The organism is Ruegeria sp. YTSA064, from assembly GCF_059610325.1.
On sequence record NZ_JBXWNK010000002.1, the window covers coordinates 303,940 to 328,420 of the forward strand.

General features: G+C 54.9%; 27 protein-coding genes. 11 read left to right on the forward strand and 16 right to left on the reverse strand.

All coding sequences use genetic code 11. The annotated features are described in order from the left end of the window. The first annotated feature begins 7 nt into the window (after positions 1 to 7). Genes pstC through phoB form a run of 5 tightly spaced genes read left to right on the forward strand, consistent with a single transcriptional unit; the run spans position 8 to position 5,065 of the window. On the forward strand, positions 8 to 1,480 hold the full coding sequence (gene pstC, locus AC2FI7_RS04005) for a phosphate ABC transporter permease subunit PstC (protein WP_010440161.1): 1,473 nt from the start codon (positions 8 to 10) through the stop codon (positions 1,478 to 1,480). Beyond that, a complete protein-coding gene (gene pstA, locus AC2FI7_RS04010; RefSeq protein WP_010440158.1) occupies positions 1,477 to 2,835 on the forward strand; it encodes a phosphate ABC transporter permease PstA in 1,359 nt (452 codons plus the stop codon). Before pstC ends, pstA begins: the two co-directional genes overlap by 4 nt. 12 nt (positions 2,836 to 2,847) lie before the next feature. Next, the gene (gene pstB, locus AC2FI7_RS04015) at positions 2,848 to 3,645 is read left to right on the forward strand and encodes a phosphate ABC transporter ATP-binding protein PstB (RefSeq protein ID WP_010440155.1); all 798 of its coding nucleotides are present in this window, start codon (positions 2,848 to 2,850) and stop codon (positions 3,643 to 3,645) included. Between the two features lie 16 nt (positions 3,646 to 3,661). Beyond that, complete coding sequence (gene phoU, locus AC2FI7_RS04020) at positions 3,662 to 4,363, forward strand: phosphate signaling complex protein PhoU (protein WP_010440152.1); 702 nt, start codon at positions 3,662 to 3,664, stop codon at positions 4,361 to 4,363. A 12-nt stretch (positions 4,364 to 4,375) separates the two neighbouring features. After that, complete coding sequence (gene phoB / locus AC2FI7_RS04025; RefSeq protein ID WP_010440149.1) at positions 4,376 to 5,065, forward strand: phosphate regulon transcriptional regulator PhoB; 690 nt, start codon at positions 4,376 to 4,378, stop codon at positions 5,063 to 5,065. Here the strand turns inward: phoB and AC2FI7_RS04030 are convergent. After that, positions 5,062 to 5,973 (reverse strand): LysR substrate-binding domain-containing protein, encoded by a 912-nt coding sequence (locus AC2FI7_RS04030; protein ID WP_010440146.1) that lies wholly within the window; start codon positions 5,971 to 5,973, stop codon positions 5,062 to 5,064. The two genes, phoB and AC2FI7_RS04030, sit on opposite strands and share 4 nt — an antisense overlap. Before the next feature lie 97 nt (positions 5,974 to 6,070). Here AC2FI7_RS04030 and AC2FI7_RS04035 point away from each other — a divergent pair, with 97 nt between their 5' ends. Continuing rightward, complete coding sequence (locus AC2FI7_RS04035) at positions 6,071 to 7,300, forward strand: acyl-CoA dehydrogenase (RefSeq protein WP_010440143.1); 1,230 nt, start codon at positions 6,071 to 6,073, stop codon at positions 7,298 to 7,300. A gap of 133 nt (positions 7,301 to 7,433) precedes the next feature. Continuing rightward, positions 7,434 to 8,201 carry an SDR family oxidoreductase gene (locus tag AC2FI7_RS04040; RefSeq protein ID WP_010440140.1) on the forward strand — a complete coding sequence of 256 codons (768 nt, stop codon included), beginning with the start codon at positions 7,434 to 7,436 and terminating at the stop codon, positions 8,199 to 8,201. Here the strand turns inward: AC2FI7_RS04040 and AC2FI7_RS04045 are convergent. Genes AC2FI7_RS04045 through AC2FI7_RS04060 form a run of 4 tightly spaced genes read right to left on the reverse strand, consistent with a single transcriptional unit; the run spans position 8,198 to position 12,237 of the window. After that, a complete protein-coding gene (locus AC2FI7_RS04045; protein ID WP_010440137.1) occupies positions 8,198 to 9,064 on the reverse strand; it encodes an acyl-CoA thioesterase in 867 nt (288 codons plus the stop codon). The two genes, AC2FI7_RS04040 and AC2FI7_RS04045, sit on opposite strands and share 4 nt — an antisense overlap. Positions 9,065 to 9,112: 48 nt before the next feature. Then, positions 9,113 to 10,330, reverse strand: coding sequence for a serine hydrolase domain-containing protein (locus AC2FI7_RS04050; protein WP_496815309.1), 1,218 nt, complete (start codon positions 10,328 to 10,330; stop codon positions 9,113 to 9,115). 27 nt (positions 10,331 to 10,357) lie between these two features. Then, positions 10,358 to 11,392, reverse strand: a complete 1,035-nt coding sequence (locus AC2FI7_RS04055; protein ID WP_010440132.1) for a phosphotransferase family protein — start codon at positions 11,390 to 11,392, stop codon at positions 10,358 to 10,360. A gap of 26 nt (positions 11,393 to 11,418) precedes the next feature. Next, a complete protein-coding gene (locus AC2FI7_RS04060) occupies positions 11,419 to 12,237 on the reverse strand; it encodes an SDR family NAD(P)-dependent oxidoreductase (RefSeq protein ID WP_010440131.1) in 819 nt (272 codons plus the stop codon). Positions 12,238 to 12,365: 128 nt separating this feature from the next. On the opposite strand from AC2FI7_RS04060, the gene AC2FI7_RS04065 reads away from it, so the two are divergent. The 3 genes from AC2FI7_RS04065 (at position 12,366) to AC2FI7_RS04075 (ending at position 14,697) form a co-directional block, all read left to right on the forward strand. Next, positions 12,366 to 13,367 (forward strand): NADPH:quinone oxidoreductase family protein, encoded by a 1,002-nt coding sequence (locus tag AC2FI7_RS04065; protein ID WP_496815311.1) that lies wholly within the window; start codon positions 12,366 to 12,368, stop codon positions 13,365 to 13,367. A gap of 131 nt (positions 13,368 to 13,498) precedes the next feature. Further along, positions 13,499 to 13,948 carry a type II 3-dehydroquinate dehydratase gene (aroQ, locus tag AC2FI7_RS04070; RefSeq protein ID WP_496815313.1) on the forward strand — a complete coding sequence of 150 codons (450 nt, stop codon included), beginning with the start codon at positions 13,499 to 13,501 and terminating at the stop codon, positions 13,946 to 13,948. Further along, complete coding sequence (locus AC2FI7_RS04075) at positions 13,945 to 14,697, forward strand: autoinducer binding domain-containing protein (protein WP_010440127.1); 753 nt, start codon at positions 13,945 to 13,947, stop codon at positions 14,695 to 14,697. The genes aroQ and AC2FI7_RS04075 overlap by 4 nt, the downstream gene beginning before the upstream one ends. Before the next feature lie 371 nt (positions 14,698 to 15,068). On the opposite strand, the gene tsf is transcribed toward AC2FI7_RS04075, so the two are convergent. The 5 genes from tsf to AC2FI7_RS04100 form a co-directional block, all read right to left on the reverse strand. Next, entirely contained in the window at positions 15,069 to 15,944 is an 876-nt protein-coding gene (tsf, locus tag AC2FI7_RS04080; RefSeq protein WP_010440121.1) for a translation elongation factor Ts, read from the reverse strand. 76 nt (positions 15,945 to 16,020) lie between these two features. Further along, positions 16,021 to 16,821: a 30S ribosomal protein S2 gene (gene rpsB, locus AC2FI7_RS04085; protein ID WP_010440118.1), complete on the reverse strand. Its 801-nt coding sequence runs from the start codon at positions 16,819 to 16,821 to the stop codon at positions 16,021 to 16,023. Between the two features lie 166 nt (positions 16,822 to 16,987). Then, complete coding sequence (gene olsA, locus AC2FI7_RS04090) at positions 16,988 to 17,824, reverse strand: lyso-ornithine lipid O-acyltransferase (RefSeq protein ID WP_496815316.1); 837 nt, start codon at positions 17,822 to 17,824, stop codon at positions 16,988 to 16,990. Positions 17,825 to 17,828: 4 nt separating this feature from the next. After that, positions 17,829 to 18,584: an L-ornithine N(alpha)-acyltransferase gene (olsB, locus tag AC2FI7_RS04095; RefSeq protein WP_496815318.1), complete on the reverse strand. Its 756-nt coding sequence runs from the start codon at positions 18,582 to 18,584 to the stop codon at positions 17,829 to 17,831. A gap of 106 nt (positions 18,585 to 18,690) precedes the next feature. Beyond that, positions 18,691 to 18,873 carry a DUF3553 domain-containing protein gene (locus AC2FI7_RS04100; protein ID WP_010440107.1) on the reverse strand — a complete coding sequence of 61 codons (183 nt, stop codon included), beginning with the start codon at positions 18,871 to 18,873 and terminating at the stop codon, positions 18,691 to 18,693. Positions 18,874 to 18,915: 42 nt separating this feature from the next. On the opposite strand from AC2FI7_RS04100, the gene AC2FI7_RS04105 reads away from it, so the two are divergent. Then, positions 18,916 to 19,512, forward strand: a complete 597-nt coding sequence (locus AC2FI7_RS04105; RefSeq protein WP_319547168.1) for a histidine phosphotransferase family protein — start codon at positions 18,916 to 18,918, stop codon at positions 19,510 to 19,512. Here the strand turns inward: AC2FI7_RS04105 and AC2FI7_RS04110 are convergent. From AC2FI7_RS04110 to rpmA, 6 genes are all read right to left on the reverse strand, one after another. Next, positions 19,509 to 20,771 (reverse strand): glutamate-5-semialdehyde dehydrogenase, encoded by a 1,263-nt coding sequence (locus tag AC2FI7_RS04110; RefSeq protein ID WP_496815321.1) that lies wholly within the window; start codon positions 20,769 to 20,771, stop codon positions 19,509 to 19,511. The two genes, AC2FI7_RS04105 and AC2FI7_RS04110, sit on opposite strands and share 4 nt — an antisense overlap. 34 nt (positions 20,772 to 20,805) lie before the next feature. After that, a complete protein-coding gene (gene proB, locus AC2FI7_RS04115; RefSeq protein WP_319547166.1) occupies positions 20,806 to 21,912 on the reverse strand; it encodes a glutamate 5-kinase in 1,107 nt (368 codons plus the stop codon). Beyond that, a complete protein-coding gene (obgE, locus tag AC2FI7_RS04120) occupies positions 21,900 to 22,934 on the reverse strand; it encodes a GTPase ObgE (protein WP_010440099.1) in 1,035 nt (344 codons plus the stop codon). Before obgE ends, proB begins: the two co-directional genes overlap by 13 nt. A gap of 37 nt (positions 22,935 to 22,971) precedes the next feature. Continuing rightward, complete coding sequence (locus AC2FI7_RS04125; RefSeq protein ID WP_010440096.1) at positions 22,972 to 23,508, reverse strand: GNAT family N-acetyltransferase; 537 nt, start codon at positions 23,506 to 23,508, stop codon at positions 22,972 to 22,974. Then, positions 23,505 to 24,113 (reverse strand): LysE family translocator, encoded by a 609-nt coding sequence (locus AC2FI7_RS04130; RefSeq protein ID WP_010440095.1) that lies wholly within the window; start codon positions 24,111 to 24,113, stop codon positions 23,505 to 23,507. The genes AC2FI7_RS04125 and AC2FI7_RS04130 overlap by 4 nt, the downstream gene beginning before the upstream one ends. Before the next feature lie 95 nt (positions 24,114 to 24,208). Then, entirely contained in the window at positions 24,209 to 24,478 is a 270-nt protein-coding gene (gene rpmA, locus AC2FI7_RS04135; RefSeq protein ID WP_010440093.1) for a 50S ribosomal protein L27, read from the reverse strand. Positions 24,479 to 24,481: the final 3 nt, after the last annotated feature.

The window sequence follows — 24,481 nt, forward strand, 5'->3', positions numbered from 1 at the left end:
AGTTCACATGGCGTTATCCTGGATTTTGCTCACCCTGCTTGCTTTGGCGGTGCTTGGGTACTTCGCGGGCCGGTCCCGCGCCTTGGCAAGTGCCGAGGGTGATGCGCGCGCATTGCATTCCTTGCCATCCTACTATGGGTACAATGTCGCGCTGACCGCGCTTGTCCCCGCGCTGGGATTGCTGATCCTGTGGCTTCTGGTGCAGCCATTGATTGTGAACAACACGGTGTCAGGTATGATCCCTGACACTGCGATCGCCGAAGGCTCTGATCGTGGTCTGGTCATGAGCGAAGTTCGCCGCGTCGCCTATGGGTTAGACGGTGCGATTGCGTCTGGACTGCTGTCTGAGGTGCAGGCGCGCAACGCCGACGCAGATATCGAAGCACTGACACAATCGCTGAAAGATGCAGGTCAGGTGTTAACCCAAGACATCTCAAAGCCCATTCTGTTGGCCGCTCAAAAATACCGTAGCATGACGTCGACCGGTTCAACCGCAATGCAGATCATGGTTCTGGTCGTTGCGCTATTGGGAGCCGCATTTGCGTATATCCGCACGCACAGGGAATTCCGCGCCCGCAATGTTGTCGAGCAAGGTATTCTGGCGCTGCTTCTTCTGGCCGCTTCTATCGCCATTCTGACAACCGTAGGCATCGTTCTTTCAATGCTGTTCGAGACGATGAATTTCTTCCAACTGCATTCATGGAAAGACTTCTTCTTTGGCAGCACATGGGCCCCGAACTTCCGTGGAGGTAGTGAGCTCTCGATCCTGCCGCTGCTCTGGGGCACGCTATACATCTCAGTTATCGCGCTGCTGGTGGCGGTGCCGATTGGCCTTTTTGCAGCGATATATCTGTCGGAATACGCGACCGGAGCGACCCGTTCGATTGCCAAGCCGCTGCTTGAAATTCTCGCAGGCATCCCAACCATCGTTTACGGTTTGTTTGCTTTGTTGACCGTTGGTCCGGCGCTGGTGTCCCTGTTTGGGGACGGCGGGGCACTGGGGCTTGGCTGGATGGCAAGTTCCAACGCCGTTCTGACTGCAGGTCTGGTTATGGGCATCATGCTGATCCCGTTCGTCTCGTCGTTGTCGGATGACATCATTAACGCGGTGCCTCAGTCGATGCGCGACGGCTCGCTTGGCCTAGGCGCAACCAAATCCGAAACCGTGCGTCAAGTGGTGCTGCCTGCAGCGCTGCCGGGGATCGTCGGTGCGATCCTGCTGGCTGCCAGTCGGGCCATTGGCGAGACCATGATCGTGGTTATGGCGGCCGGTGCGATTGCGAAATTTTCGGGTAATCCCTTTGAGGCGATGACGACTATCACCACCCGTATCGTCAGCCAACTGACCGGCGATACCGACTTTGCAAGCCCTGAAACGCTGGTGGCCTTCGCACTGGGTCTCACGCTGTTCGTCATCACGCTGGGGCTGAATATCTTCGCCCTCTACATCGTACGCAAATACCGGGAGCAGTACGAATGACCGATATTTCCCAATCCCCTGGCGCTTCTTCTGCTGCGAAACCCAAAGGTTCGCTGTTTGATAAGGACGCACGCACTAAACGTCGCAATGCCGCTGAGGGGCGGTTCAAACTGTATGGCATCGCCGCCATTGGTATCGGTCTGCTGATGTTGATCGTTTTAGTGACCAATATCGTAACCGCCGGTACAGGAGCTTTCCAACAAAGCTTTCTAGAGCTGAATGTCGAGCTGAAGGAAGACAAGCTGGACAAAAAGGGTAATCGAAATATCGAGGATATCAAAAAGGTCTCAACCTTTGGTTACGCCCCATTGATCGCTTCGGCGTTGGAATCCGAGGTGCAAAAGCTTGGCATTCAAACAGATCTGAAACCCAAAGAAATGGGTAAGATTCTGTCGAAGGCCGCACAAGCAGAACTGAGGAACTATGTCATCGCCAATCCGGATGAGATTGGCAAAACCGTAAGCTTCCGCTTTCTGGTCAACAGCCGTGTCGATGGTTACATGAAAGGTCGCGTGACGCGCGAGTCTATCGCCAACGACAAAAGCATCTCGGTCGCACAACTGGATGTCGTGGATCAGCTGCGCGACTCGGGCGTGCTGTACAAAGCTTTCAACCCGGATTTCATCTTCGGCTCGGACGCCTCTGACCAACGGCCCGAAGCGGCCGGGATCGGTGTATCCATGCTCGGCTCACTGTTCATGATGTTCGTGGTGCTGGCACTGGCATTGCCCATTGGTGTAGCCGCTTCAATCTATCTTGAGGAATTTGCGCCGCAAAACCGGCTGACCGATATCATCGAAGTGAACATTTCGAACCTCGCAGCCGTACCGTCCATCGTGTTCGGTATCCTCGGACTGGCGGTGTTCATCAACTACATGCACCTGCCGACCTCAGCCCCGCTGGTGGGCGGCTTGGTGCTAACGCTGATGACGCTGCCCACGATCATCATCTCGACCCGTGCGTCGCTGAAAGCTGTGCCGCCTTCGATCCGAGATGCGGCGCTTGGGGTAGGGGCCTCGAAAATGCAGTCAGTGTTCCACCATGTCCTGCCACTGGCAGCACCGGGCATCCTGACAGGTACTATCATCGGCCTGGCGCAAGCGCTGGGGGAAACGGCTCCGTTGCTGCTGATCGGGATGGTAGGCTTTATCGCTTCAAACCCACCGGACGGAATCGTCGCGGGGTTTCTGTCTCCGAACTCGGCCATGCCTGCGCAGATCTATGAATGGTCCAAACGCGCCGACCCGGCCTTTTACGAACGCGCATGGGGGGGCATCATCATTCTGTTGATCTTCCTCGTGACAATGAACACCATTGCGGTCATCTTGCGCCGCCGCTTTGAACGCCGCTGGTAAGAGGGGGCTATGATGAACGATATGACACGAGTGGAGAGAACCGTGGACTCCAAAGCAATCAAGATCGCCGCGAATAATGTTCAGGTCCACTATGGCGATACCCATGCCATCAAGGACGTGAATGTCGAAATCGAGGACAAGACGGTTACCGCTTTCATCGGCCCCTCGGGCTGCGGCAAGTCCACGTTCCTGCGCTGCCTGAACCGAATGAATGACACCATCGATATCTGCCGCGTCACTGGGGATATTCTGTTGGATGGCGAAGATATCTATGACAAACGGGTCGACCCGGTGCAGCTGCGCGCCAAAGTGGGCATGGTGTTCCAGAAGCCCAACCCGTTTCCAAAGTCGATCTATGACAACGTCGCCTATGGTCCTCGCATCCACGGCCTTGCGAAGAACAAAGCGGAACTGGATGAGATCGTTGAGAAATCCCTGCGCCGCGGTGCTATCTGGGACGAGGTGAAGGATCGTCTGGACGCGCCCGGAACAGGCCTGTCCGGTGGCCAGCAGCAGCGCCTATGTATCGCCCGCGCCGTCGCGACCGAACCAGAGGTTTTGCTGATGGACGAGCCATGCTCGGCGCTAGACCCGATTGCGACGGCACAGGTCGAAGAACTGATAGATGATCTGCGTAAACGGTATTCGGTGGTGATTGTTACCCACTCGATGCAGCAGGCTGCGCGTGTCAGCCAAAAGACCGCGTTTTTCCACCTGGGAAATCTGGTCGAATTTGGTGAGACCGGCCAGATATTTACAAATCCCGAAGACCCCCGGACCGAAAGCTACATTACCGGCCGGATCGGCTGAGAACAGGTATTCAGACATGACAGAACAACATATTGCATCCGCGTTCGACCGGGATCTCGAGGCCATTCAAGCCCATATTATGAAGATGGGTGGCTTGGTCGAAGCCGCCATCATGGGCGCCGCCCGTTCGCTGGAAACCCGCGACGAGGAATTGGCGCAGGAAGTGCGGCAGGGCGATAAGGCCATCGATGCGCTGGAAGAATTGATCAACGAAGAAACCGCACGGCTGATTGCGTTGCGTGCCCCTACGGCAGGTGATCTACGATTGGTTCTGTCGGTGCTCAAGGTTTCAGCCAACCTCGAGCGGATCGGCGATTACTCCAAGAACATCGCTAAGCGAACCACCGTTCTGGTCAACGCGGGCGAGATCAACGGCAGCGCCGCTGCGCTGCGTCGCATGGCGCGCGAAGTTGAACTGATGCTGCGCGATGCGCTGGATGCTTACATCCAGCGAGACGCAGAATTGGCCACCGACGTAATCGAACGCGATCAGGAAGTAGACCAAATGTATAACGGCTTGTTCCGCGAGTTCCTGACCTTCATGGCCGAGGACCCGCGCAACATATCATCCTGCATGCACCTGCATTTCATCGCAAAGAACATCGAACGGATGGGCGACCACGTGACAGCGATCGCCGAGCAGGTTGTCTATCTCGTTACGGGTGAGCGACCCAGCGAGGCCCGGCCCAAAGCTGATAACACGTCGCAAACGATCTAGGAGACTTTCGACATGTCCGCTGATCAACCGACGGTACTGGTGGTTGAGGATGAGCTGGCTCAGCGAGAGGTGCTGGCCTACAATCTGGACGCCGAAGGGTTTCGCGTATCACGCGCTGCCAATGGGGAAGAAGCTTTACTGCTGGTCGAAGAAGATCGCCCTGACATAATCGTTCTCGATTGGATGATGCCCAATCTCAGTGGTATCGAGGTCTGCCGTCGATTGAAATCGCGGTCTGACACGCGCTCGATCCCGATCATCATGCTGTCAGCCCGGTCCGAGGAGGTCGACAAGGTGCGCGGCCTTGAGACGGGCGCGGATGATTATGTGGTCAAACCGTACTCGATCGTGGAACTAATGGCGCGTGTCCGGACGCAACTGCGGCGAGTGAGGCCAGCGACTGTAGGTATCCGACTGGAGTTCGATGATATCATTCTGGATTCCGAGACCCACAAGGTCAGCCGAGACGATAAGCCTTTGAAATTGGGACCAACCGAATTCCGGCTGCTGAGCACATTCATGGAAAAACCCGGCCGTGTCTGGAGCCGCGAGCAATTGCTCGACCGTGTTTGGGGGCGCGATATCTATGTCGATACGCGCACCGTTGATGTCCATATCGGACGTTTGCGCAAAGCATTGACACAGCACGGCGGTGAAGATCCGGTGCGTACGGTTCGTGGGGCAGGGTACGCGTTGGGCTAACGCGGTAGCGCTTCTTCGGTTTGTGCCTGAGATGCCAACCAATGTCTGAACTGCCGCAGGGCGTCGTCGTCGGACTTTTCGCGCGGCCAAACCAGATAATAGGCACCCATAGCCTCAATTGCGTTTGGGAAAGCCGCAATCAGTTTGCCGGTCGCCAGGTCCTGTTCGACCAGATAATTCGGCAATAGCGCCACACCCAATCCATGCAACGCAGCTTGATTGATCGTGTTGAACTGATCGTGGACCGTGCCGGGCAGAGGGTGCTGATGTTCGATCCCCATTTGGCGAAACCAGTCTTGCCATGCACGGGGTCGGGTCTGGATGTGCAGCAAAGGCAGTTTGAGTAAGTCTCGAGGTGAGGTTGGCGCGCCTTGCGGTAAGAGACCGGGCGCGCAAACAGGTAGAACACGCTCCATACTCAACAACAAGCGATCAGTTCCAGGCCAATCCGGCTCCCCAAAATGTAATGCTGCATCAAAAGGTTCGGATGCAAAGCTGAATGGTCTCAGTCGCGTGGTCATGTTGATTGTAATATCAGGATAGAGCCGCGCAAAGTCGGGAAGACGCGGCACCAACCAACGCATTCCGAACGTTGGCAGGATCGCAAGGTTTAGTGTTCCACCGGCCGGAGCAACATGCAATTTCAATGCAGCCTGTGCGATCTGCGACAAGGCTGGCCGAATTTCCCGAACATAGTCTTGCCCCGCCTTTGTGAGTGATAGCCGCTTTCGATCACGACTAACCAACTCGGCGCCCAAATGCGCCTCAAGTGTCTGAAGTTGTCGGCTGACAGCGCTTTGCGTCAGAGCCATTTCATCAGCGACTGCCGAGGCTGACCCAAGTCGATCCAAAGCTTCAAGCGCGCGCAGTGCAGAAATGGGCGGTAGAGTAGGGCGGTTCGGTCTCATCTATGCGTTTTGATCATGAAACCATGCAAATGTCTCGCTGTTTTTTGACAATAGCTCAGGTTATGATTGTACAAACCATTCCTGCCGGAGAAACAAAATGAATGCTCCAGATACAAAACCGGTCCTGCGCGCGAAGGATGCGCCCGAACTTGGCAGTTTCAACTGGGATGATCCATTCCGCCTGTCTGACCAGTTGGAAGAGGATGAACGCCTGATCGCCGACAGCGCTCGCGCTTATGCTCAAGAAAAACTGCAGCCGCGCGTTACTCAGGCTTTCCAAAACGAAGAAACGGACCCGGAAATCTTTCGTGAGATGGGGGAAATGGGTCTGCTCGGCACAACAATCCCTGAGGAATACGGTGGAATTGGTGCCGGTTATGTCACTTATGGCCTGGTAGCGCGCGAAGTCGAACGTGTGGATTCTGGCTATCGTTCGATGATGTCGGTGCAAAGCTCGTTGGTAATGTATCCAATCTATGCATATGGCAGCGAGGAACAGCGGCGCAAATACCTGCCGAAACTGGCCAGCGGAGAATGGATCGGCTGCTTTGGCCTGACGGAACCGGATGCGGGTTCTGATCCGGCGGCAATGAAAACCCGCGCCGAGAAGATTGATGGTGGCTATCGCTTGACCGGCAGTAAGATGTGGATCTCAAACGCGCCGATTGCCGACGTTTTTGTGGTCTGGGCCAAATCCGATGCGCATGACGGTAAGATCCGCGGATTTGTATTGGACAAAGGTGCCAAGGGATTGAGCGCTCCGAAGATCGAAAATAAGTTGAGTCTGCGAACCTCGATCACCGGTGAAATCGTCATGGATAGTGTTGAAGTGGACGAGGGTGCCTTGCTGCCTCATGTTCAAGGCCTAAAGGGCCCGTTCGGCTGCTTGAACCGCGCACGCTTTGGTATCAGTTGGGGTGCGATGGGTGCGGCGGAATGTTGTTGGCACGCAGCTCGCCAATACGGATTAGATCGCAAGCAGTTCAATCGCCCTTTGGCACAGACCCAACTGTTTCAGCGCAAACTAGCAGAGATGCAAACCGAAATCTCACTCGGCTTGCAGGCAAGCTTGCGTGTCGGACGTTTGATGGATCAGGCCGAGGCTGCACCTGAGATGATCTCGATCATCAAACGCAACAATTGCGGTAAGGCGTTGGACATAGCTCGAATGGCGCGTGATATGCACGGCGGCAATGGGATATCGCTCGAATTCCAAGTCGTGCGCCACATGATCAATCTAGAGACCGTCAATACCTATGAGGGGACACATGACGTCCATGCATTGATCCTGGGGCGGGCGCAAACAGGTCTGCAGGCGTTTTACTGAAGCTTTGTCGATTAATTGTATAATCGGTATTATGTAAATAATAGGATGGGTAAACCATTGCTGGCTAATCCGCATTGGCTGTGGTTTCCCAAGATGTTACGCTGTGTTTGAAATGTAGAACACGGATATCGTGATGGATCTGAATGGAAAAACCGTTGTCATCACCGGTGCAGCAAGTGGCATCGGCAAAGGTCTTGGAGAACGGTTTTCAAAGGAAGGCGCACATGTGGTCTGTGCGGATTTCGATCTTACTGGCGCGCAGGTTGTGGCCAAGAAAATCGGTGGCGATGCAATCAGATGTGATGTTTCCAAAGAAAGCGATATTCGAGAGCTGATCGACGTGGTCGAGGATACCATTGCTCCGATTGATTTGTTCTGTGCCAACGCTGGCATTCTAACGTTCGGTGGGCTTGACGTACCTGACACGGATTGGGACCGCATCTGGCAAATCAACGTAATGTCGCATGTCCGGGCTGCTCGGCATCTGATCCCAAGGATGGTCGCGCGTGGTGGCGGTTACATGATGTTTACTGCATCTGCCGCTGGACTGCTCAACATACCCGGCGCTGCGCCGTATGGAGTTACCAAGCACGCGGCCGTAGGATTTGCTGAGTGGATCGCTCTGACATATCGCGACCGTGGCATCCGAGTTTCTGTTTTGTGTCCGCAAGCTGTGCGGACAGAGATGATGCGTGGATACGAGGATTCTGTTGCCGCGTTCGACGGAATAATTGAGCCTGCTGAGGTTGCACAATCCTGTATCGAGGCAATTTCCGACGAGCGTTTTCTGGTTCTTCCGCATCCGCAAGTCTTTGATTACATGCGCATGAAGATCGAAGACTATGATGGCTGGTTAAGTAATATGAATAAGATTAATCAACGCTTTATCGGTGATATCTAACGTAACCGACGCCGCCTTAGCAGGCCTTCCTGCGCGACTGACGCAACCAGCTTTCCATCCTGAGAAAAGATTGATCCGCGATTGAAGCTACGCCCCTGCCCCGTCCATGGTGATTCCATGGAATAAAGATGCCAGTTCTGAAACATGACGGGTGCATGAAACCAAATGGCATGGTCCAGACTGGCACCATCGATTTCGCCAGTAAACCAACTCAGCCCATGGGGCCTCATCCCGGAAGTGAGCAGCCCCATATCCGAGGCATAGGCCAAGAGAAGATGTTGCGTAATCGTGTCCGCATCATTCGCCGCACCCATGCGAAACCAGAGATAGTTCTTATCATCTGCCTTTGAGGGCGTGAACAGGTCCAGAGGATCAACTTCGCGCACTTCGATGGGACGCTCACGCAGAAACTCTGACTTCAGCTTGTCCGGCACACGGCCAAGATACTTTTGCCGCAGATCGTCACGCGATGGATAGAGTTCTGGACCATCAACATTGGGAATCGGATGCTGATGATCCCACCCATCATCCTGTTTGTGGAATGAGGCGGACATGTTCAGGATCTGTTTGCCATGCTGGATCGCAACCACGCGACGGGTCGTAAATGAACCTCCGTCTCGTGCGCGATCCACTTGATATATAACGGGAATGGACGGATCGCCGGGGCGGATGAAATAAGCATGTAGCGAATGACACAGGCGATCTTCAACCGTCCGGTAGGCTGCCGCAAGCGCCTGTGCAATCACTTGACCGCCAAAGATGCGCGTTGGCGTTTCACCGCCTGAGCCGGTGCCGCGGAATAGATCGACTTCGAGCCTCTCGATATTCAGCAGATCAAGCAGTACACGTTCGGCTTCGGTCATCTTGGGGTCTCCTGCATCCAGACTTTTCCGGTATCATTCGACAACCGATCATTCAACGAGTGCTGCATGCACAAGCGCCTTCAATTCGGCGCGCGATGGATAGGAGCTGGACGGCGAAAGCTGAGTGAAGAATACGGTCGTCAGATCATTGACTGGATCGAACCAGAAATACGTCGATGCCATACCACCCCAGCCGAAGTCACCAACCGAACCAGGGCATTTGGCAAGTGCCGGGTTTAGAACCACCGCTCCTCCGATACCGAAACCTGTCCCGTCCATGGGTTGTTCCGCGAAGCTTTGCGGCCCCATTGATGCAATGTCGCCTGGTAAGTGATTGCGAAACATAAACTCCATCGTCTTTGGCCCCAGGATTCTGGCGCCATTTCCTGTTCCTTTGCTCCGCAACATTTCGGCGAATTTACTGAAGTCGTCGATCGTACTGATCAGCCCGCCGCCTCCGGAAAAAGTAGTCGCCGCCTCGAATGGAGATTGCCCGGAATTATCCACCAATCGGAGTGTTTCGCCGCCTGATTTTGCGGCGTTCAGCGCCATCGCGTCACCTTCCAATGGGGTGTAGAGTGAGGCAAACCTGTCCCCTGCCCCATTAGGCACTGAGAACGCGGTTTCATTCATACCCAAAGGCTCGAAGATATGTTCCGTCAGAAATACGTCGAGCGATTTGCCTGATACCACTTCGATCACGCGTCCAATTACATCTATCCCGACCGAGTATTCCCAGCGCGCACCAGGTTGAAAGGCCAGTGGGAGTTGCGCCAACAGCTTTACCCTTTCTGACAGTGGGCCCTGTTGTGGGGAAAAGATCAGATCAAGTTCGTCCATGGCCTTGGGCAGCAGGCCGGGATTGAACGGGTAACTCATCCCGCTGGTATGGGTTAAAAGCTGATGCAGGCTTTGTGACGGCGCATCCTCAGTCTGATCAAGGCTAGTTGCGTCCGGAATCAGCGCCCTAGTGGACGTAAATTCAGGCAGAAACTCGGAAACTGGAGCGTCGAGATGAAACAATCCCTGTTCAACCAGGGTCATGAGGGCAACTGAGGTCACCGGTTTTGTCATCGAATATATCCGAACCAAACTATCACGTTGGAAGGGAAGGTCGTTCTCGATGCAACGCCGCCCACAAGTATGAAAGAACGCCTCTTTCCCGTGCTGGTGGATTAGAAGCGCGCTACCCGCATATTTGCGCTGGTCCACATACCTGTTCATCCATTTGCGAATATTGGCCAGTGAGGTCGGATCAAATCCCATGAGGCAACTCCGTTTGGGTCAAACCGCTTACGCCTCGCTGCGTAAAGCAGACAAGCCATGTTGGGCAAAGATTGGGACATAGGCACCAAATGCCTGTGCCCGCTTCGGATCAGATGCATTTCCGTCAAGTGCGCGCTTGTAAACACCTTGCAGAATTCCAGCCATTCGAAAGAAATTGAAAGCTAGGTAAAACCCAAAGTTCTCGATCGCTGGAATGCCGCGACGTGCGCAATAGTTTGCGACAAAGGCGCGATCTGTTGGTAAGCCAAGGTTTTCTCGGTCTACGCCCGCCAATCCGCGCCCCTCTTTTCCCGGGGGCAGCTGCCATTGCATGATAACTGCCGCGAGATCCGCATATGGGTGGCCGATGGTCGACAATTCCCAATCCAGAACCCCGATGCAGCCAGTGCCATTCGTTTCAAACATCAGATTGTCGATGCGATAATCCCCGTGCACCAACGTCCTTTGGTTGTCATCCTCTGGAACTTGATGCTCGAGAGCGGCAATCAAATGGTTCATGTCTGGGATAGTTTCGGTCTCAGAAGCACGATATTGCTTGGTCCAGCGGGCAATTTGCCGTTCGAAATAGTTGCCAGGTGGCCCGTAGTCCGAAAGACCAACTGCATCGATATCGACCATGTGTAACTCAGCCAGAACGCGGTTCATTTCATCAATCACGCCCGTGCGCGTGGTGTTGTCTTCACCCTTCATGACCGGATCTACAAACGTACGCCCTTGCAGATATTCCATTACGTAAAAAGCCGACCCTATCACCCGGTCATCTTCGCATAGCAGGTGAACTTTCGGCACAGGCACATTGCTGCCAGCAAGCGCGCTCATGACGCGAAACTCGCGATCCACTGCATGGGCTGATTTCAGCAATACTCCGGGCGGCTTGCGCCTTAAAACATAAGCCTCATTCGGTGTGCTGAGCAAATATGTCGGGTTGGATTGACCTACGGTGAACTTTGTCGCCTTCAATGGGCCGTGAAACCCATCAAGATGTGAGTTAAGATAGGTTTCAACTGCGTTGATATCTAATGTACTATCGGTTTCTTTCATCTACCAAACCTGCGGTCGATCTGGGGCTAAAGAGCATCAGCAAAGATGTTACCGCCTGTCTGGACGTTGATCCCGCCGGATACCGGCAACACCGCACCCGTGATGTAGCTGCCACCGCGGCCACACAGGAACAACATACAGCCCGCGATATCTTCGTCACGACCCACGCGACCCAACGGTACCGCCTTGCCGACGCGTTCGCGCTTACTTTCATCTTCGGTTGCAAAGGCGGTCATGCGCGATACGAACGGCCCAGGCGCCAGAGCATTCACTGTGACACGATACGGCGCAAGTTCCTTGGCCATGATTTTTGACAGGTGAATCACCGCCGCTTTTGACGCGGAATAGCTGTAGGCCCCGTCACCCATCGGGACCTCGCCCATGACCGATCCAATATTAACGACCCGTGCTGGATCATCGTCGCTGGCTGATTTCATTAAAAGCGGCAGTAGTTTTTGGGTCAGATCGAATATACCTGCGACATTGACGGACATCACTTTATCCCACGCCGAGTGGGGAAACTGACCCATCGGTGCGCCCCAGGTAACACCAGCATTATTCATTAATATTTCTAGAGATTGCGTTCGTTTGTTGACCTCACCAACTAATGCATCAATACCCACTTCGCTGCCGATATCGCCTGCGAAACCTTCTGCAGATCCGGCGGTACCTAACGCGTTCAACTCTGCCGCAACCTGTTCACATGCATCACCCTTGCGCGAGGCAATCAGAACATGAGCACCGGCGCGAATAAGCGCCTCGGCTGCCATCCGGCCAATACCCGTGGCTCCACCTGTGACCAGCGCAGTTTTTCCGTTGAGTGAAAACAATGTCTCGGGCGTCATGAAATCTCCTTTCAGGTGATCTGCTCTTTGCGCCTATCGTTTGAAAACCAGAGCGGCGGTCATCTTGACAATACGTTCGTGTAATCCAACGATTTCAATACAAACGAAGCAAGGGGCAAGTGGGGCATATGCAGACATTACTCAGCGTCAAACCGGGCGGGCCAGAAACATTGGAGTTGACCACCCTGCCCGATCCCGTGCCAAAGGCTGGTGAGATATTGGTGCGAATTCACGCGGCCGGAGTGAACTTTCCAGATACGCTGATGATCCGGGACCTTTACCAAATGAAGCCTCCTCGTCCATTTGCCCCAGGTGGCGAGATTGCAGGTGAGATCACCAGCGTCGGCAAGGATGTCGTTGATTTCTTGCCCGGTGATCGTGTTCTGGCGCTGACAGGACATGGAGGGTTCGCCACGCACCTGACGCTCAAACCAGCGACGGCGATCAAAATCCCGGATGACATGCCATATGAAGACGCTGCGTGTTTTATTTTCACGTACGGTACGTCTTACCATGCGCTCAAAGATCGAGCGCAGCTGCTATCGGGGGAAACCGTACTTGTGCTTGGCGCATCGGGTGGCGTTGGCTCCGCCGCGATAGAGCTTGCCAAAGCCATGGGCACGCATGTGATCGCGGCAGTTTCGTCCGAAGAAAAAGCACAGTTTTGCAAAAAAGTCGGTGCAGATAAAACACTGATTTATCCACGTGATCTGGACCGAGCGGCGCAAAAGGCGCTGTCTGCTGAAATCAAATCGCTGGCCGGTGGCGAAGGTGTGGATGTGGTCTATGACGCAGTTGGCGGGGACTACGCCGAACCTGCCTTGCGCAGTTTGGCGTGGGGAGGCCGATATCTGGTCGTCGGTTTTCCAGCAGGCATTCCCAGCATTCCGTTGAACCTGACGCTACTCAAAGGATGTCAAATCGTCGGCGTGTTTTGGGGCGCGTCAGTGTTTCGGGATCCGAAAGTGCATTCTCAGAATGTGGGTGAGCTGTTCAAAATGTATCGAAGCGGTGCCATCTGCCCTCGTATCAGCGCCCGGTTTCCACTTGAACGCGCGGCGGAAGCGATCACCAAGATGGATCAACGCAAAACTCTCGGTAAAGTTGTGGTCACAATGGGAACTAAATGAGCTGATATTCATTCAGAACTTTAGATTCTTACCAATATGCGACACAACCACTCGCGCCAAAGGGGCGATGGTCGCTGGACGCCTCAAATTTTCGGGTTTATGAAAAAGAAGAAGATGGGGACAGTTTGAATATGCAAAAAATATTGGTTCTGAATGGTCCGAACCTGAATCTGCTGGGGACGCGGCAGCCCGAGGTTTATGGATCAACGACCTTGAAGATGATCGAGGACCTGTGCGTCGCTCATGGTCAGGCACTGAATCAGACGATCACGCATATTCAAACCAACCACGAAGGCGCATTGATTGATGCGATTCACGCAGCACGCGGCGAACAGGATGGAATCGTCTTGAACGCGGGTGGATACACCCATACGTCGATCGCGCTGATGGATGCGATTTCTTCCGCCGAAGTTCCGGTTGTAGAGGTTCATCTGTCAAATATTCACGCACGCGAAGTGTTTCGACACAAATCATACGTTGCCCCAGTTGCCATTGGTCAGATTTGTGGATTCGGCGCACATAGCTATGTGCTTGCGCTGAATGCCCTTGCGGCCCATTTGGCTGAGGGGGGCACCGGATGAACCTCAACGATTATCTGAACTTTCTGAGCTATACCAAGACATTGGAAGAGCTGTGGGATGCCCACTGCCGCCAGATGGCAAAGTTTGGATTTGATCGGTTGCTGTATGGTTACACCCAGTATCGCACGGCGACCTCATTGGGCGACCCCGAGGATTTCGTCATCCTGTCCAACCACTGCAAAGATTACCTTGATGGGTTCCTCCGCTCGGGATTGTATTTTCACGCTCCGATGTTGAAATGGGCCTTGGATCATGAGGGTGCGGCAAGCTGGAGCATGATCAATGACATGATGTCCAGCGGTGTTATGACACCAGAAGAACTCAGGGTTTATGAGTTTAACAAATCTCTGGGTCTTACATCGGGTTATACGGTCAGCTTCAACTCGGTTTCGATGCGAACCAAAGGCGCGATCTCACTTGCGGCCCGAATGCATGATCAAGATGAAGTGGACGAGATCTGGCAGGAACACGGCGAGGATATTTTGCTGATGAACAATGTTGCTCATCTCAAAATTCTGACCTTACCGTACAACGCTCCGAATCGCGCTCTGACTAAGCGTCAACGAGAGGCGCTTCAATGGGTGGGGGATGGAAAGACCACTCAGGACATCGCGTTGCTTATGGGTTTGACGGCCGCGACGGTGGAAAAGCACCTAAGGCTGGCGCGCGAGGCGCTTTCGGTTGAAACCACAGCGCAGGCAGTGCTTAAGGCGACTTTGCATAACCAGATGTTTGTAATGGAAGCCTGACCCTGATTTAACGCTACATTGCGTCAAATTGACCTAGGGTAAGGAATACATGACTTTCCGAATCTCCCCCATAAATTGCAAATTGGTATTGTTCCGTGAGTGGTGGCTTTAGCCAGGGAACGTTTTGATTGGATCTTTGTAATACCAAAGCTCTCTGATCGCTCTGACATCGAGGCGTCTATTCGTCCGCGTCGCTTTGTCGGAATTTTTGAGGGGCCCTTCCATCCCCATCATGCAGGGCCCCTCAATCTCCTCTTTTCCTTGATGTTGTTTACTGCGCATTGAAAAGCTGCCTAGCACAAAAAAACCCGGCTGCATCGCAACCGGGTCTTTTATGGATTGCAGCCCCTCAGTGGGGCTGCATTTTATCTTTAGCCTTGAGCTGCCTTCGCAACTTCGGCTGCGAAGTCTTCTTTTTCGACAACGATGCCTTCGCCTACTTCCATGCGGACAAATCCGGTGATGGTTGCACCCGCTTCTTTAGCCGCAGCTTCGACGGTCAGGTCGGGATTCACAACGAAGTCCTGGTTCAGCAGAGTCGACTCGGCAACGAATTTTTTCATACGACCGACGATCATCTTTTCAATCACCTGCTCCGGCTTGCCGGATTCGCGGGCGATGTCCATCTGGACCTGCTTCTCTTTCTCGACAACTTCCGGGTCCATGTCCGCCTCGGACAGGGCTGCTGGGTTTACAGCTGCAATGTGCATTGCAACCTGCTTACCGAAGGCTTCATCGCCGCCGGACAGGGCAACCAGAACACCAATTTTGCCCATGCCGGTTGTTGCAGCATTGTGGACATAAGACACAACAGTGTCGCCCGACAGTTTGGACATGCGGCGCACCGACATGTTTTCACCAATGGTGGCGATCTTGTCGGTCAGGGTGTCTGCGACAGACTTGCCGCCCAGATCGGCAGCCAGCAGCGCGTCGACGTCATCGACGCCTTCGGCTGCATAGGTGATCTTGCCGACCATCTCCTGAAATTCGCTGTTTTTCGCAACGAAGTCGGTTTCCGAGTTCACTTCGACAGCAACTCCGTTGCCGCCGTTGACGTGAACAGCAACCAGACCTTCGGCTGCGGTACGGCCCGATTTCTTGGCCGCTTTGGCCAGGCCTTTGGTGCGCAGCCAGTCAACGGCTTCGTCCATGTTGCCACCGGTTTCGGTCAGCGCTTTTTTTGCGTCCATCATGCCTGCGCCGGTCGAGTCGCGCAGTTCTTTTACCATTGCTGCTGTGATTGCCATCTTTTGGCTCTCCTCAATTCAAACGGAATTGGGGCAGGTCTACCCTGCCCCATATGTCATTTACGTGACGGGCAGCTTACGCTTCGGCTTTGGCTTCCGGCGCGGCTTCTTCTGCGGGTGCTTCTTCGGCAACGGCTTCTTCAACCGGAGCTTCTTCGAATGCACCCAGATCAACACCTGCAGCACCCATCTGAGCGGTCATACCGTCCAGAGCGGCGCGTGCGGCCAGGTCGCAGTACAGAGCAATCGCGCGCGCTGCGTCGTCGTTGCCGGGGATGATGTAGTCAACACCGTCGGGCGAGCAGTTGGTGTCGACAACAGCCACAACCGGGATACCCAGTTTGTTGGCTTCGGCGATCGCCAGTGCTTCTTTCTTGACGTCGATGACGAACAGCAGATCAGGAACGCCGCCCATCTCGCGGATACCGCCCAGCGATGCCTGCAGTTTGCCCTGGTCACGTTCCATGCCCAGACGCTCTTTCTTGGTCAGGCCTTCGGCACCCGCTTCCATCGCTTCGTCGATCTGGTTCAGACGGTTGATCGACTGGGAAACAGTTTTCCAGTTGGTCAGTGTGCCGCCCAGCCAGCGGTGGTTCATGTAGTACTGAGCCGACTTTTCAGCGGCTTCCGCGATCGGGCCAGCGGCCTGACGCTTGGTACCTACGAACAGAACGCGGCCACCTTTTGCGACGGTGTCACGAACTGCCTGCAGAGCCTGATCCAGCATCGGAACAGTCTGGGTCAGGTCCATGATGTGGATACCATTGCGCGAGCCGTAGATGAACGGGCCCATGCGGGGATTCCAACGCTGTGTCTGGTGACCAAAGTGAACGCCAGCTTCCAACAGCTGACGCATGGAGAACTCGGGAAGAGCCATGCTATTTTCCTTTTCCGGTTTACGCCTCGGCGGGGGTGAAAGAAGCGGATGCTCCAACCGGCGGGCCAGATAAGGATGTCTCCCTCAAATGACCCAAACCCCGCCTGCGGGTTTGAATGGCGCGCGTATATGACAGGATTTGAGACAGTGCAAGGGCCAAATGCCCTTATTTTTCAAGCCGCGCCAAGCTGTGAGCGTGCCGCACGGCCTGTTCGCAATGCGCTGCCAGAGCTTTACGGTTTTCAAAATCGCTGACCTTGGCGGGCTCATGATATATTAATTCCACCCACCCTTGGCTTCGCGCTCCCAACGTCTTGAGCAGATGCGGCCCGAAATCCATTTCGCCCCACCAGCCGTAAAAACGCTCGGGCTGCCCTTTGGGCGCATGAAAAATTACCGAGACGGGTTGGACATACATGAATTCGCGCAACTCATCCGTGAAGAACGCAGCGAAAAGCGTTGTTTTGAATGGCAAAACTCGCAAACCATCTGTCGAAGTGCCCTCTGGGAAGAACAATAGCTTATGCCCGGCCTTAAGGCGCGCTTCGAATATGCGGGTCTGTTCGCGAGCTTTTTGGCGATTTCGCTCAATGAATACCGTACCGGTTGCTTGTGCCAACCATCCGATCCCCGGCCACTTCGCCACCTCGGCTTTCGAGACAAAGTAGACGCGTTTGCGGGCATTCAGCGCAAAAATGTCCAGCCACGACGTGTGATTTGCGACCACGGCGCCACGGTCCCTCATCAACTCACCAGAGCTATGAAATCCTATCCCGAGGATCCTGAACGCGTTGCGGCAGACAAATTGACTGATGAAAGGTGTAACTGGTCGCTGAACGCGACATAATGGACGTTCGATCAAGCGTATCGACAGCAGAACGATCAGGCCCCCAAAAACTAGCACCGCCAGAGGGACGCCGCGCAAAAACACCAATATCCAGCCAAGAACACCAAGTTCGATCGGATCAGGTTCGTCTTCGCTCTGCCATGAGGGATCGCTCACCTCGTTACGCTCCACTGTAAATGCGTCGCTGACGCGCGTTCATGCGGGTGGTGTCGAGTATCAGGCACACATCGGTTGTATTGAAGGCATGATCGATAAAAGCCCCCTCACCGACGAAACCGCCTAGACGGAGGTAAGCCTTGATCAGGGATGGCACCTGAACCATGGCAGCACGACGATCCAGGGCATCGGCCGGCAGTAGGTCCATGGGCTGAAACACGCCCGGCTGTGCCCGGACCCTTAGGTCTGGTGGGGCTAGATGGTTGTGATGCAGCATCGATAGCGGCTGTGCCAGCTTCTGGACATTGGTGCCATGAAAGCTTGCGACGCCGAACAGAACTTCGATTTCGCGCTCAGTGACGTAGGCCGCCAGCCCATTCCACAGGTGATACAACGCAGTGCCACCACGGTAGTCGGGATGCAAACACGAACGCCCGAGTTCCAACAGTTTGCGCCCGCTTTGCTTTAAAACGGTGAGGTCATATTCATCCTCGGAATAGAACTGTCCCAATTCGGCCGCTCGCTCACCGGGAAGCAATCGATAGACGCCGACAACCTCGCCCGTTGAATCATCAATGGCCAGCATATGATCGAAATGCGGGTCGAACCGGTCTTTCTCGAGCCCGGACTCATGGTCCACCATCTCACCACCGCCGCCGAGTTCACGCACAAAGACGTCGTAGCGCAGACGCTGGGCTGCGCGTTGTTCAGCCTCGGTCTCAGCAAGTTTTACGGTGAATGAGGGGCCTTTATCCGGCATCAATGATTGGTCCGTTATTTGTGATTGCGCGCTGATAGCGCGATTGCATTGCGAAAGGCAACAAGCCCGCGTTTCGCCTGAGTTGTTAACCTTTCCTAAACCAGTTTCACGGATCAAAGACCGGCATCAGGGCTATGCGTGTCCCATCGATTACCACTTTCCCCTGCTCGCGAAAGTTCACGGTGATCTTGCCCCCGATATTGGACTGCACCTGTCCAACGCCCCAATCGGGGAAATCGGGGTGGCGGACATACATGCCCGGTGCAAGAATGGCATTCAGATCTGTCATATTGGGCTCCGGGTCCTGAGGCAGATGCAGCAGGAGGTACGCATGGGCGCTTCAGACGTCAACCTGGCCGAATTGATCGGCTCTCGGATCTGTCATGATCTGATCAGCCCAATTGGGGCAATCACCAACGGGCTTGAACTGTTGGAAATGGTTGGCGCAGTCCAGGGTCCCGAGATGGAGCTGATTTCCGGCAGCGTCGGAAGTGCGGGCGCGCGCATCCGGTTCTTTCGCGTGGCCTTTGGGGCAGCCAGTGATCAACCGCTGGGCAGAACTGAGGTAATTGAACTGCTGAAGGATCTTGAAAAGGCGAGCCGGGTTCGGATCACATGGAACCTGACCGAACCTGTGCCGCGCAATCAGGTTAAACTCGCCTTCCTCGCCGTGATGTGCTGCGAAAGCGCGATGCCGTTTGGTGGTGAGGTGGAGATCGAAACTCGGGGTGATGCGTGGACTGTGACAGGAACATCCGACAAACTGAATCTAGACCCCGATTTGTGGAAAGGGGTTTCAACCGGCTGTTTTGCCAGCAAAGTCAGTCCTGCGCATGTTCAATTTGCACTGTTGCCCGAAACCGCCGCTGCGATGGGGCGTCGGGTTGCGGTAGAAACGACCACAACCCTGGTGAAACTGAGATTCTAAACCCTCGTCGTTCCGTTTCCACGCACCAGATATTTAAAGCTGGTCAACTGAGCCGCCCCGACAGGTCCGCGCGCATGCATCTTGCCCGTGGCGATGCCGATCTCGGCGCCCATTCCGAACTCGCCACCATCGGCAAACTGGGTTGAGGCGTTGTGCATCAGAATAGCGCTATCGAGGCGTTCAAAGAAATGCGCTGCAGCAGCAGTGTTCTCGGTCATGATGCAATCTGTATGGCTGGAACCATACGTATTGATATGATCGATCGCAGCATTGATGTCAGCAACAGGCTTGGCTGCGATGATGCTATCCAAAAACTCCTTGCCCCAATCCTCATCAGTTGCGGCAATAGTGCGATCATTGGCCAAGATGCCTTGTGCATGAACCTCGACACCCGCCACTTGAAGCGCCGCAATGACGTCACGCCCAAGCGTTTCCGCCACGTCCTGATGCACCAACAAACACTCCGCAGCACCACAGATTCCAGTGCGCCGCGTCTTGGCATTCAATACCACATCCAGCGTTTTCTGAGGGTCTGCAGCCTTATCGACATAGATATGAACAATGCCTTCAAGATGGGCAAAGACCGGCACACGCGCCTCGCGCTGCACAAGACCGACCAAACCTTTGCCGCCGCGCGGGACAATGACGTCAACGTAATCTGTCATCGTTAGCAGCTCTTGCACCGCGGCACGATCACGGGTCGGTATAAGTTGGATTGCATCTTCGGGCAGGTTGGCGGCCTTCAGTCCTTCGACCAAACAGGCATGAATAGCGGTTGACGAATGAAAACTCTCGGACCCGCCGCGCAGGATTACTGCATTGCCCGACTTCAGGCATAGCGCACCCGCATCCGCCGTCACATTGGGGCGGCTTTCATAGATCACTCCGATCACACCCAAAGGCGTGCGTACACGCTGAATGTTCAGACCCGAGGCCATATCCCATTCGGCCAGAACCTCACCCACCGGATCGGCCTGATCAGCCACGGTTCGCAAGCCGTCAACCATACCTTGAACGCGCGCCTCATCCAGCATCAGGCGGTCCATCATCGCGGGGCTTAGGCCCTTCTCACGACCAAACTCCAAATCTTTCTTGTTGGCCTCAATGATGCCATTGCGATTGTTCCAAACGGCATCTGCAGCCGCGATCAACGCCGCGTGCTTTCGTTCGGCGCTGGCAAATGCCAGTTCGCGCGAAGCCATGTTCGCGCGTTTGCCGAGGTCTTCCATCAGGCTGGGAATACTGTCGAAGTCTTTCATCTCGTAAGCCTTTCAGGTGGTTCTCTCTATTCTATCAAAGCGCTAGGTCATCGCGATGGATTAACACTGCGCGGCCCGGATAGCCTAGTGTGGTTTCGATTTCAGAAGACTTGCGCCCCTTGATCGCGTCGGCCTCTTGCGCGGTATAGCGGCTGAGGCCTTGCGCCAGTGGTCGCGCTGCTGGGTCTAGGATCGTAACTGGGTCACCGCGTCCAAATTCGCCGGTCACTTCAACAATTCCAACAGGAAGAAGGCTTTTACCGTTTGTCAGAGCGGTAACCGCACCATCATCGATCATGATCTCACCACGCGGTTTCATGGCCGATATCCAGCGTTTCCGGGCAGCATGTGGATCAAGTGTTGCTGTAAACCAAGTGCAATTTGCGCCGTTTTCCAGCGCTTTCAGCGGGTTCAATGTTGACCCTTCAGTTATTGCCATGGTGCAGCCGGCAGCCGTTGCCATCTTGGCGGCGAGAAGCTTGGTTTTCATTCCGCCTTTAGACAGCCCCGATCCCGCATCACCGGCCATGGCCTCGATCTCGGGCGTGATCTGGTCGATCACATCGTATCGGGTCGCGGTGGTGTCTTCGATCGGGTTGCCAGTATAGAACCCGTCAACGTCTGACAGCAGGATCAATTGGTCTGCGCCGACCGTCACGGCGATCTGTGCAGCCAACCGGTCATTGTCGCCATACCGAATTTCATCGGTCGCCACTGTGTCATTTTCGTTAACGATAGGCACAACACCTAACCCAAGTAATGTCTCAAGCGTCGCGCGAGAGTTCAGGTATCGCCGCCGATCTGCACTGTCCTCTAGCGTCACCAAAACCTGCGCGGTCTTGATGTCATGTGGCGTCAATACTTCTTCATACGCTCGGGCCAACCGAATTTGACCGACAGCAGCCGCAGCCTGAGATTGCTCTAACGGCAGCGTCTGCATTGGCAATCCGAGAACGCCACGCCCAAGCGCGATCGAGCCCGAAGATACCAGGATGACATCTGTCCCCTGCCCTTTTAGCCACGCCACATCCTGTGCGAGCGATTGCAACCACTCCAATCGCAACTGGCCGGTATTCCGATCCACCAGCAAGGCGGACCCAATCTTGACCACCATGCGGTTTGCGGCGGTCAGGGTTGCCAAGGCTCTGCCTCCTCGGTGGGTTTTTGCCGCAGGCGGTTTTCATCAATCTGTGTCCGCAAAGCACGCAGCACTTCTGTTACACCCAGATGTGCAACACCAGACATCGTCATAACCGGGCCACCCACGGATTGCTCGAGCTCTTCTTTGGTAAGCTCAAGTTCTTCCTCATCCAGAGCGTCAACCTTGTTCAGAACGGTGATACGCGGCTTGTTCGCAAGCTCGCCGCCATAGGCCTCAAGTTCGTGAATGATGGTGCGGTAATCTTCGGCGACGGTTTCGGACGTGCCATCGACCAGATGCAGCAGAACGGCGCAGCGTTCGACATGGCCGAGGAAGCGATCCCCAATCCCACGCCCTTCGTGCGCGCCTTCGATCAGGCCGGGGATGTCTGCGACGACGAATTCCACGTTATCTACGCCGACAACGCCCAGATTTGGGTGCAGCGTAGTAAAGGGATAGTCAGCGATTTTGGGCCGAGCGTTTGATGTTGCGGCCAGAAAGGTTGACTTGCCCGCATTGGGCATCCCAAGCAGACCCACATCCGCAATCAGCTTCAGCCGCAACCAAATCGTGCGATCAATCCCCGCCTGCCCCGGATTGGCACGGCGTGGAGCCTGATTGGTGGCTGATTTGAAATGCAGGTTACCGAACCCGCCGTTGCCACCTTTGGCTAACAGGACCCGCTGACCAATTTCCGTCAGGTCGCAGATCACGGTCTCTTCGTCTTCATCGAGAATCTCGGTTCCGACAGGCACACGCAGGATGATGTCATCACCATCCTTGCCAGTACGCTGCTGACCGCGCCCAGGTTGACCGTTCTTGGCAAAGAAGTGCTGCTGGTAACGGAAGTCGATCAGGGTGTTTAGTCCGTCTACGACCTCGGCCCATACCGAACCGCCCTTACCGCCGTCCCCGCCATCGGGTCCGCCGTATTCGATGTACTTTTCGCGTCGGAAGCTGACGCAGCCGCCACCTCCGGCCCCGGACCGGATGTAGACCTTTGCAAGATCGAGAAATTTCATAGCTGTCCCCTACTGCAAAGGCCCCATCGGCCACAAGTCAGAGTTTCTTTGTATACGTCCAGGTGGGCACATTCGCATCGCGCGCCACTGAATAAGTTTCCGCATCGCCAAGATACTGAAACCCGCAATGAGTCAGCACCCGCGCTGAGGCCGGGTTGTCCTGAAACACGCTGGCAAACATTGTTGCATTTTCCAGCGGATTGGCTTTGACCAGCGTTTCAACAGCCAAAGATGCAATGCCTGTGTTCCAATAAACTGGCGCGACCCAATAGCCGATTTCGGATTGATTGCGATCCAGCTTTTCAAGCGAAATCAAGCCAATCAGCTCGGGCCCGCCATCCTTGGTCGCATCCATCGCCCAAACGTCCTCGTCCCGCTCGTCCGACATGGCGCGCGTTACGAACGCCTCGACAGCTCCGGGCGGCAGCGGATGGGCGATCCGCGTGGTCATGCGCGCGACACGTTCATCGCCGGCGTAATGCTCAATTAGTCCCATATCCGACCGGCGCAGGGGGCGCAGGTCGAACCGCTCGGTTTCAATGACCGGCTGATTTATAATTGCCTCAAGTTTCATGAGTGCGTTCCTCCTCCGAACAACACAAAAAGTACGGACGCAACTGTCAAACTGGCTAACGTCCACATCAGATATTTTTCGGCAGGCCGACCTTCAACCGCATGGGCGATCCGATCTCCTGCAAATGTCCAAATCGGGTGCAACACGATCTGGCAGATCAACAAACAGAGAGCGATCGTGAGAGTCGCCTCAAAACTCGGTGTCCCTGCGGCCACAAATCCAGTGAAGCCTGCAATAATCATCGCCCAGGCCTTGGGATTAAGCGGGTGTACAATTAACCCCGCCAGAAATCCGGGCACTTGCTTATCCGTTTGACCGCGAGAAAGCCGCAGATTGGCGATTTTCCACGCAAGCCAGCAAATATAGGCAGCCGAAGCATATTTGAGCGCCTCAAACACCAGCGGCGCCTGATCGGCCACCTGCATCAGTCCGAAACCAACCGGCCAGATGATCAACTGCTTGCCCAGAATGACCCCGCCTACAAACGGCAGCGCCGACCGAAACCCATAGCGCGCACCTGTTCCCAGCAGGACCATGTTGGCTGGTCCCGGTGTGCCAACCTGCGAGGCGGCAAAAATCAGGAAACTGGTGGTTGCGACTGTCATCGGCTCTGGTGATCACGACTGCGTTAAAACGAAAAAGGGACCGGCACTTTGTGCCGGTCCCCCATGAATTTTTCTTAAACCTTCTGGGTTTCGGCTTACTCTGCGGCCTCCGCCACTGGCAGGACCGAAATAAAGGTGCGGTTTTTAAGTCCCTTATGGAACTTCACGGCGCCATCGACAGTTGCAAAGATTGTGTGATCTTTGCCCATGCCTACGCCTTCACCTGGCCAGAACTTGGTACCGCGCTGACGTACGATGATGTTGCCTGCGATGGCTGCCTGGCCACCATACAGTTTCACGCCAAGGCGGCGACCTGCTGAGTCGCGACCGTTACGGGAGGAACCGCCAGCTTTTTTATGTGCCATTCT

What these genes read in the sequence shown, in the direction of transcription:
- AC2FI7_RS04130 (WP_010440095.1), bottom strand. Translation starts at nt 24,113, where the DNA reads ATGACAGTCGCAACCACCAGTTTCCTGATTTTTGCCGCCTCGCAGGTT.
- olsB (WP_496815318.1), bottom strand. Translation starts at nt 18,584, where the DNA reads ATGCCGGATAAAGGCCCCTCATTCACCGTAAAACTTGCTGAGACCGAG.
- AC2FI7_RS04050 (WP_496815309.1), bottom strand. Translation starts at nt 10,330, where the DNA reads ATGGGATTTGATCCGACCTCACTGGCCAATATTCGCAAATGGATGAAC.
- AC2FI7_RS04040 (WP_010440140.1), top strand. Translation starts at nt 7,434, where the DNA reads ATGGATCTGAATGGAAAAACCGTTGTCATCACCGGTGCAGCAAGTGGC.
- AC2FI7_RS04045 (WP_010440137.1), bottom strand. Translation starts at nt 9,064, where the DNA reads ATGACCGAAGCCGAACGTGTACTGCTTGATCTGCTGAATATCGAGAGG.
- AC2FI7_RS04035 (WP_010440143.1), top strand. Translation starts at nt 6,071, where the DNA reads ATGAATGCTCCAGATACAAAACCGGTCCTGCGCGCGAAGGATGCGCCC.
- pstA (WP_010440158.1), top strand. Translation starts at nt 1,477, where the DNA reads ATGACCGATATTTCCCAATCCCCTGGCGCTTCTTCTGCTGCGAAACCC.
- AC2FI7_RS04055 (WP_010440132.1), bottom strand. Translation starts at nt 11,392, where the DNA reads ATGAAAGAAACCGATAGTACATTAGATATCAACGCAGTTGAAACCTAT.
- AC2FI7_RS04100 (WP_010440107.1), bottom strand. Translation starts at nt 18,873, where the DNA reads ATGACAGATCTGAATGCCATTCTTGCACCGGGCATGTATGTCCGCCAC.
- AC2FI7_RS04125 (WP_010440096.1), bottom strand. Translation starts at nt 23,508, where the DNA reads ATGAAACTTGAGGCAATTATAAATCAGCCGGTCATTGAAACCGAGCGG.
- AC2FI7_RS04105 (WP_319547168.1), top strand. Translation starts at nt 18,916, where the DNA reads ATGGGCGCTTCAGACGTCAACCTGGCCGAATTGATCGGCTCTCGGATC.
- AC2FI7_RS04065 (WP_496815311.1), top strand. Translation starts at nt 12,366, where the DNA reads ATGCAGACATTACTCAGCGTCAAACCGGGCGGGCCAGAAACATTGGAG.
- phoB (WP_010440149.1), top strand. Translation starts at nt 4,376, where the DNA reads ATGTCCGCTGATCAACCGACGGTACTGGTGGTTGAGGATGAGCTGGCT.
- rpmA (WP_010440093.1), bottom strand. Translation starts at nt 24,478, where the DNA reads ATGGCACATAAAAAAGCTGGCGGTTCCTCCCGTAACGGTCGCGACTCA.
- AC2FI7_RS04060 (WP_010440131.1), bottom strand. Translation starts at nt 12,237, where the DNA reads ATGACGCCCGAGACATTGTTTTCACTCAACGGAAAAACTGCGCTGGTC.
- aroQ (WP_496815313.1), top strand. Translation starts at nt 13,499, where the DNA reads ATGCAAAAAATATTGGTTCTGAATGGTCCGAACCTGAATCTGCTGGGG.
- pstC (WP_010440161.1), top strand. Translation starts at nt 8, where the DNA reads ATGGCGTTATCCTGGATTTTGCTCACCCTGCTTGCTTTGGCGGTGCTT.
- pstB (WP_010440155.1), top strand. Translation starts at nt 2,848, where the DNA reads ATGAACGATATGACACGAGTGGAGAGAACCGTGGACTCCAAAGCAATC.
- obgE (WP_010440099.1), bottom strand. Translation starts at nt 22,934, where the DNA reads ATGAAATTTCTCGATCTTGCAAAGGTCTACATCCGGTCCGGGGCCGGA.
- rpsB (WP_010440118.1), bottom strand. Translation starts at nt 16,821, where the DNA reads ATGGCTCTTCCCGAGTTCTCCATGCGTCAGCTGTTGGAAGCTGGCGTT.
- AC2FI7_RS04110 (WP_496815321.1), bottom strand. Translation starts at nt 20,771, where the DNA reads ATGAAAGACTTCGACAGTATTCCCAGCCTGATGGAAGACCTCGGCAAA.
- phoU (WP_010440152.1), top strand. Translation starts at nt 3,662, where the DNA reads ATGACAGAACAACATATTGCATCCGCGTTCGACCGGGATCTCGAGGCC.
- AC2FI7_RS04075 (WP_010440127.1), top strand. Translation starts at nt 13,945, where the DNA reads ATGAACCTCAACGATTATCTGAACTTTCTGAGCTATACCAAGACATTG.
- tsf (WP_010440121.1), bottom strand. Translation starts at nt 15,944, where the DNA reads ATGGCAATCACAGCAGCAATGGTAAAAGAACTGCGCGACTCGACCGGC.
- AC2FI7_RS04030 (WP_010440146.1), bottom strand. Translation starts at nt 5,973, where the DNA reads ATGAGACCGAACCGCCCTACTCTACCGCCCATTTCTGCACTGCGCGCG.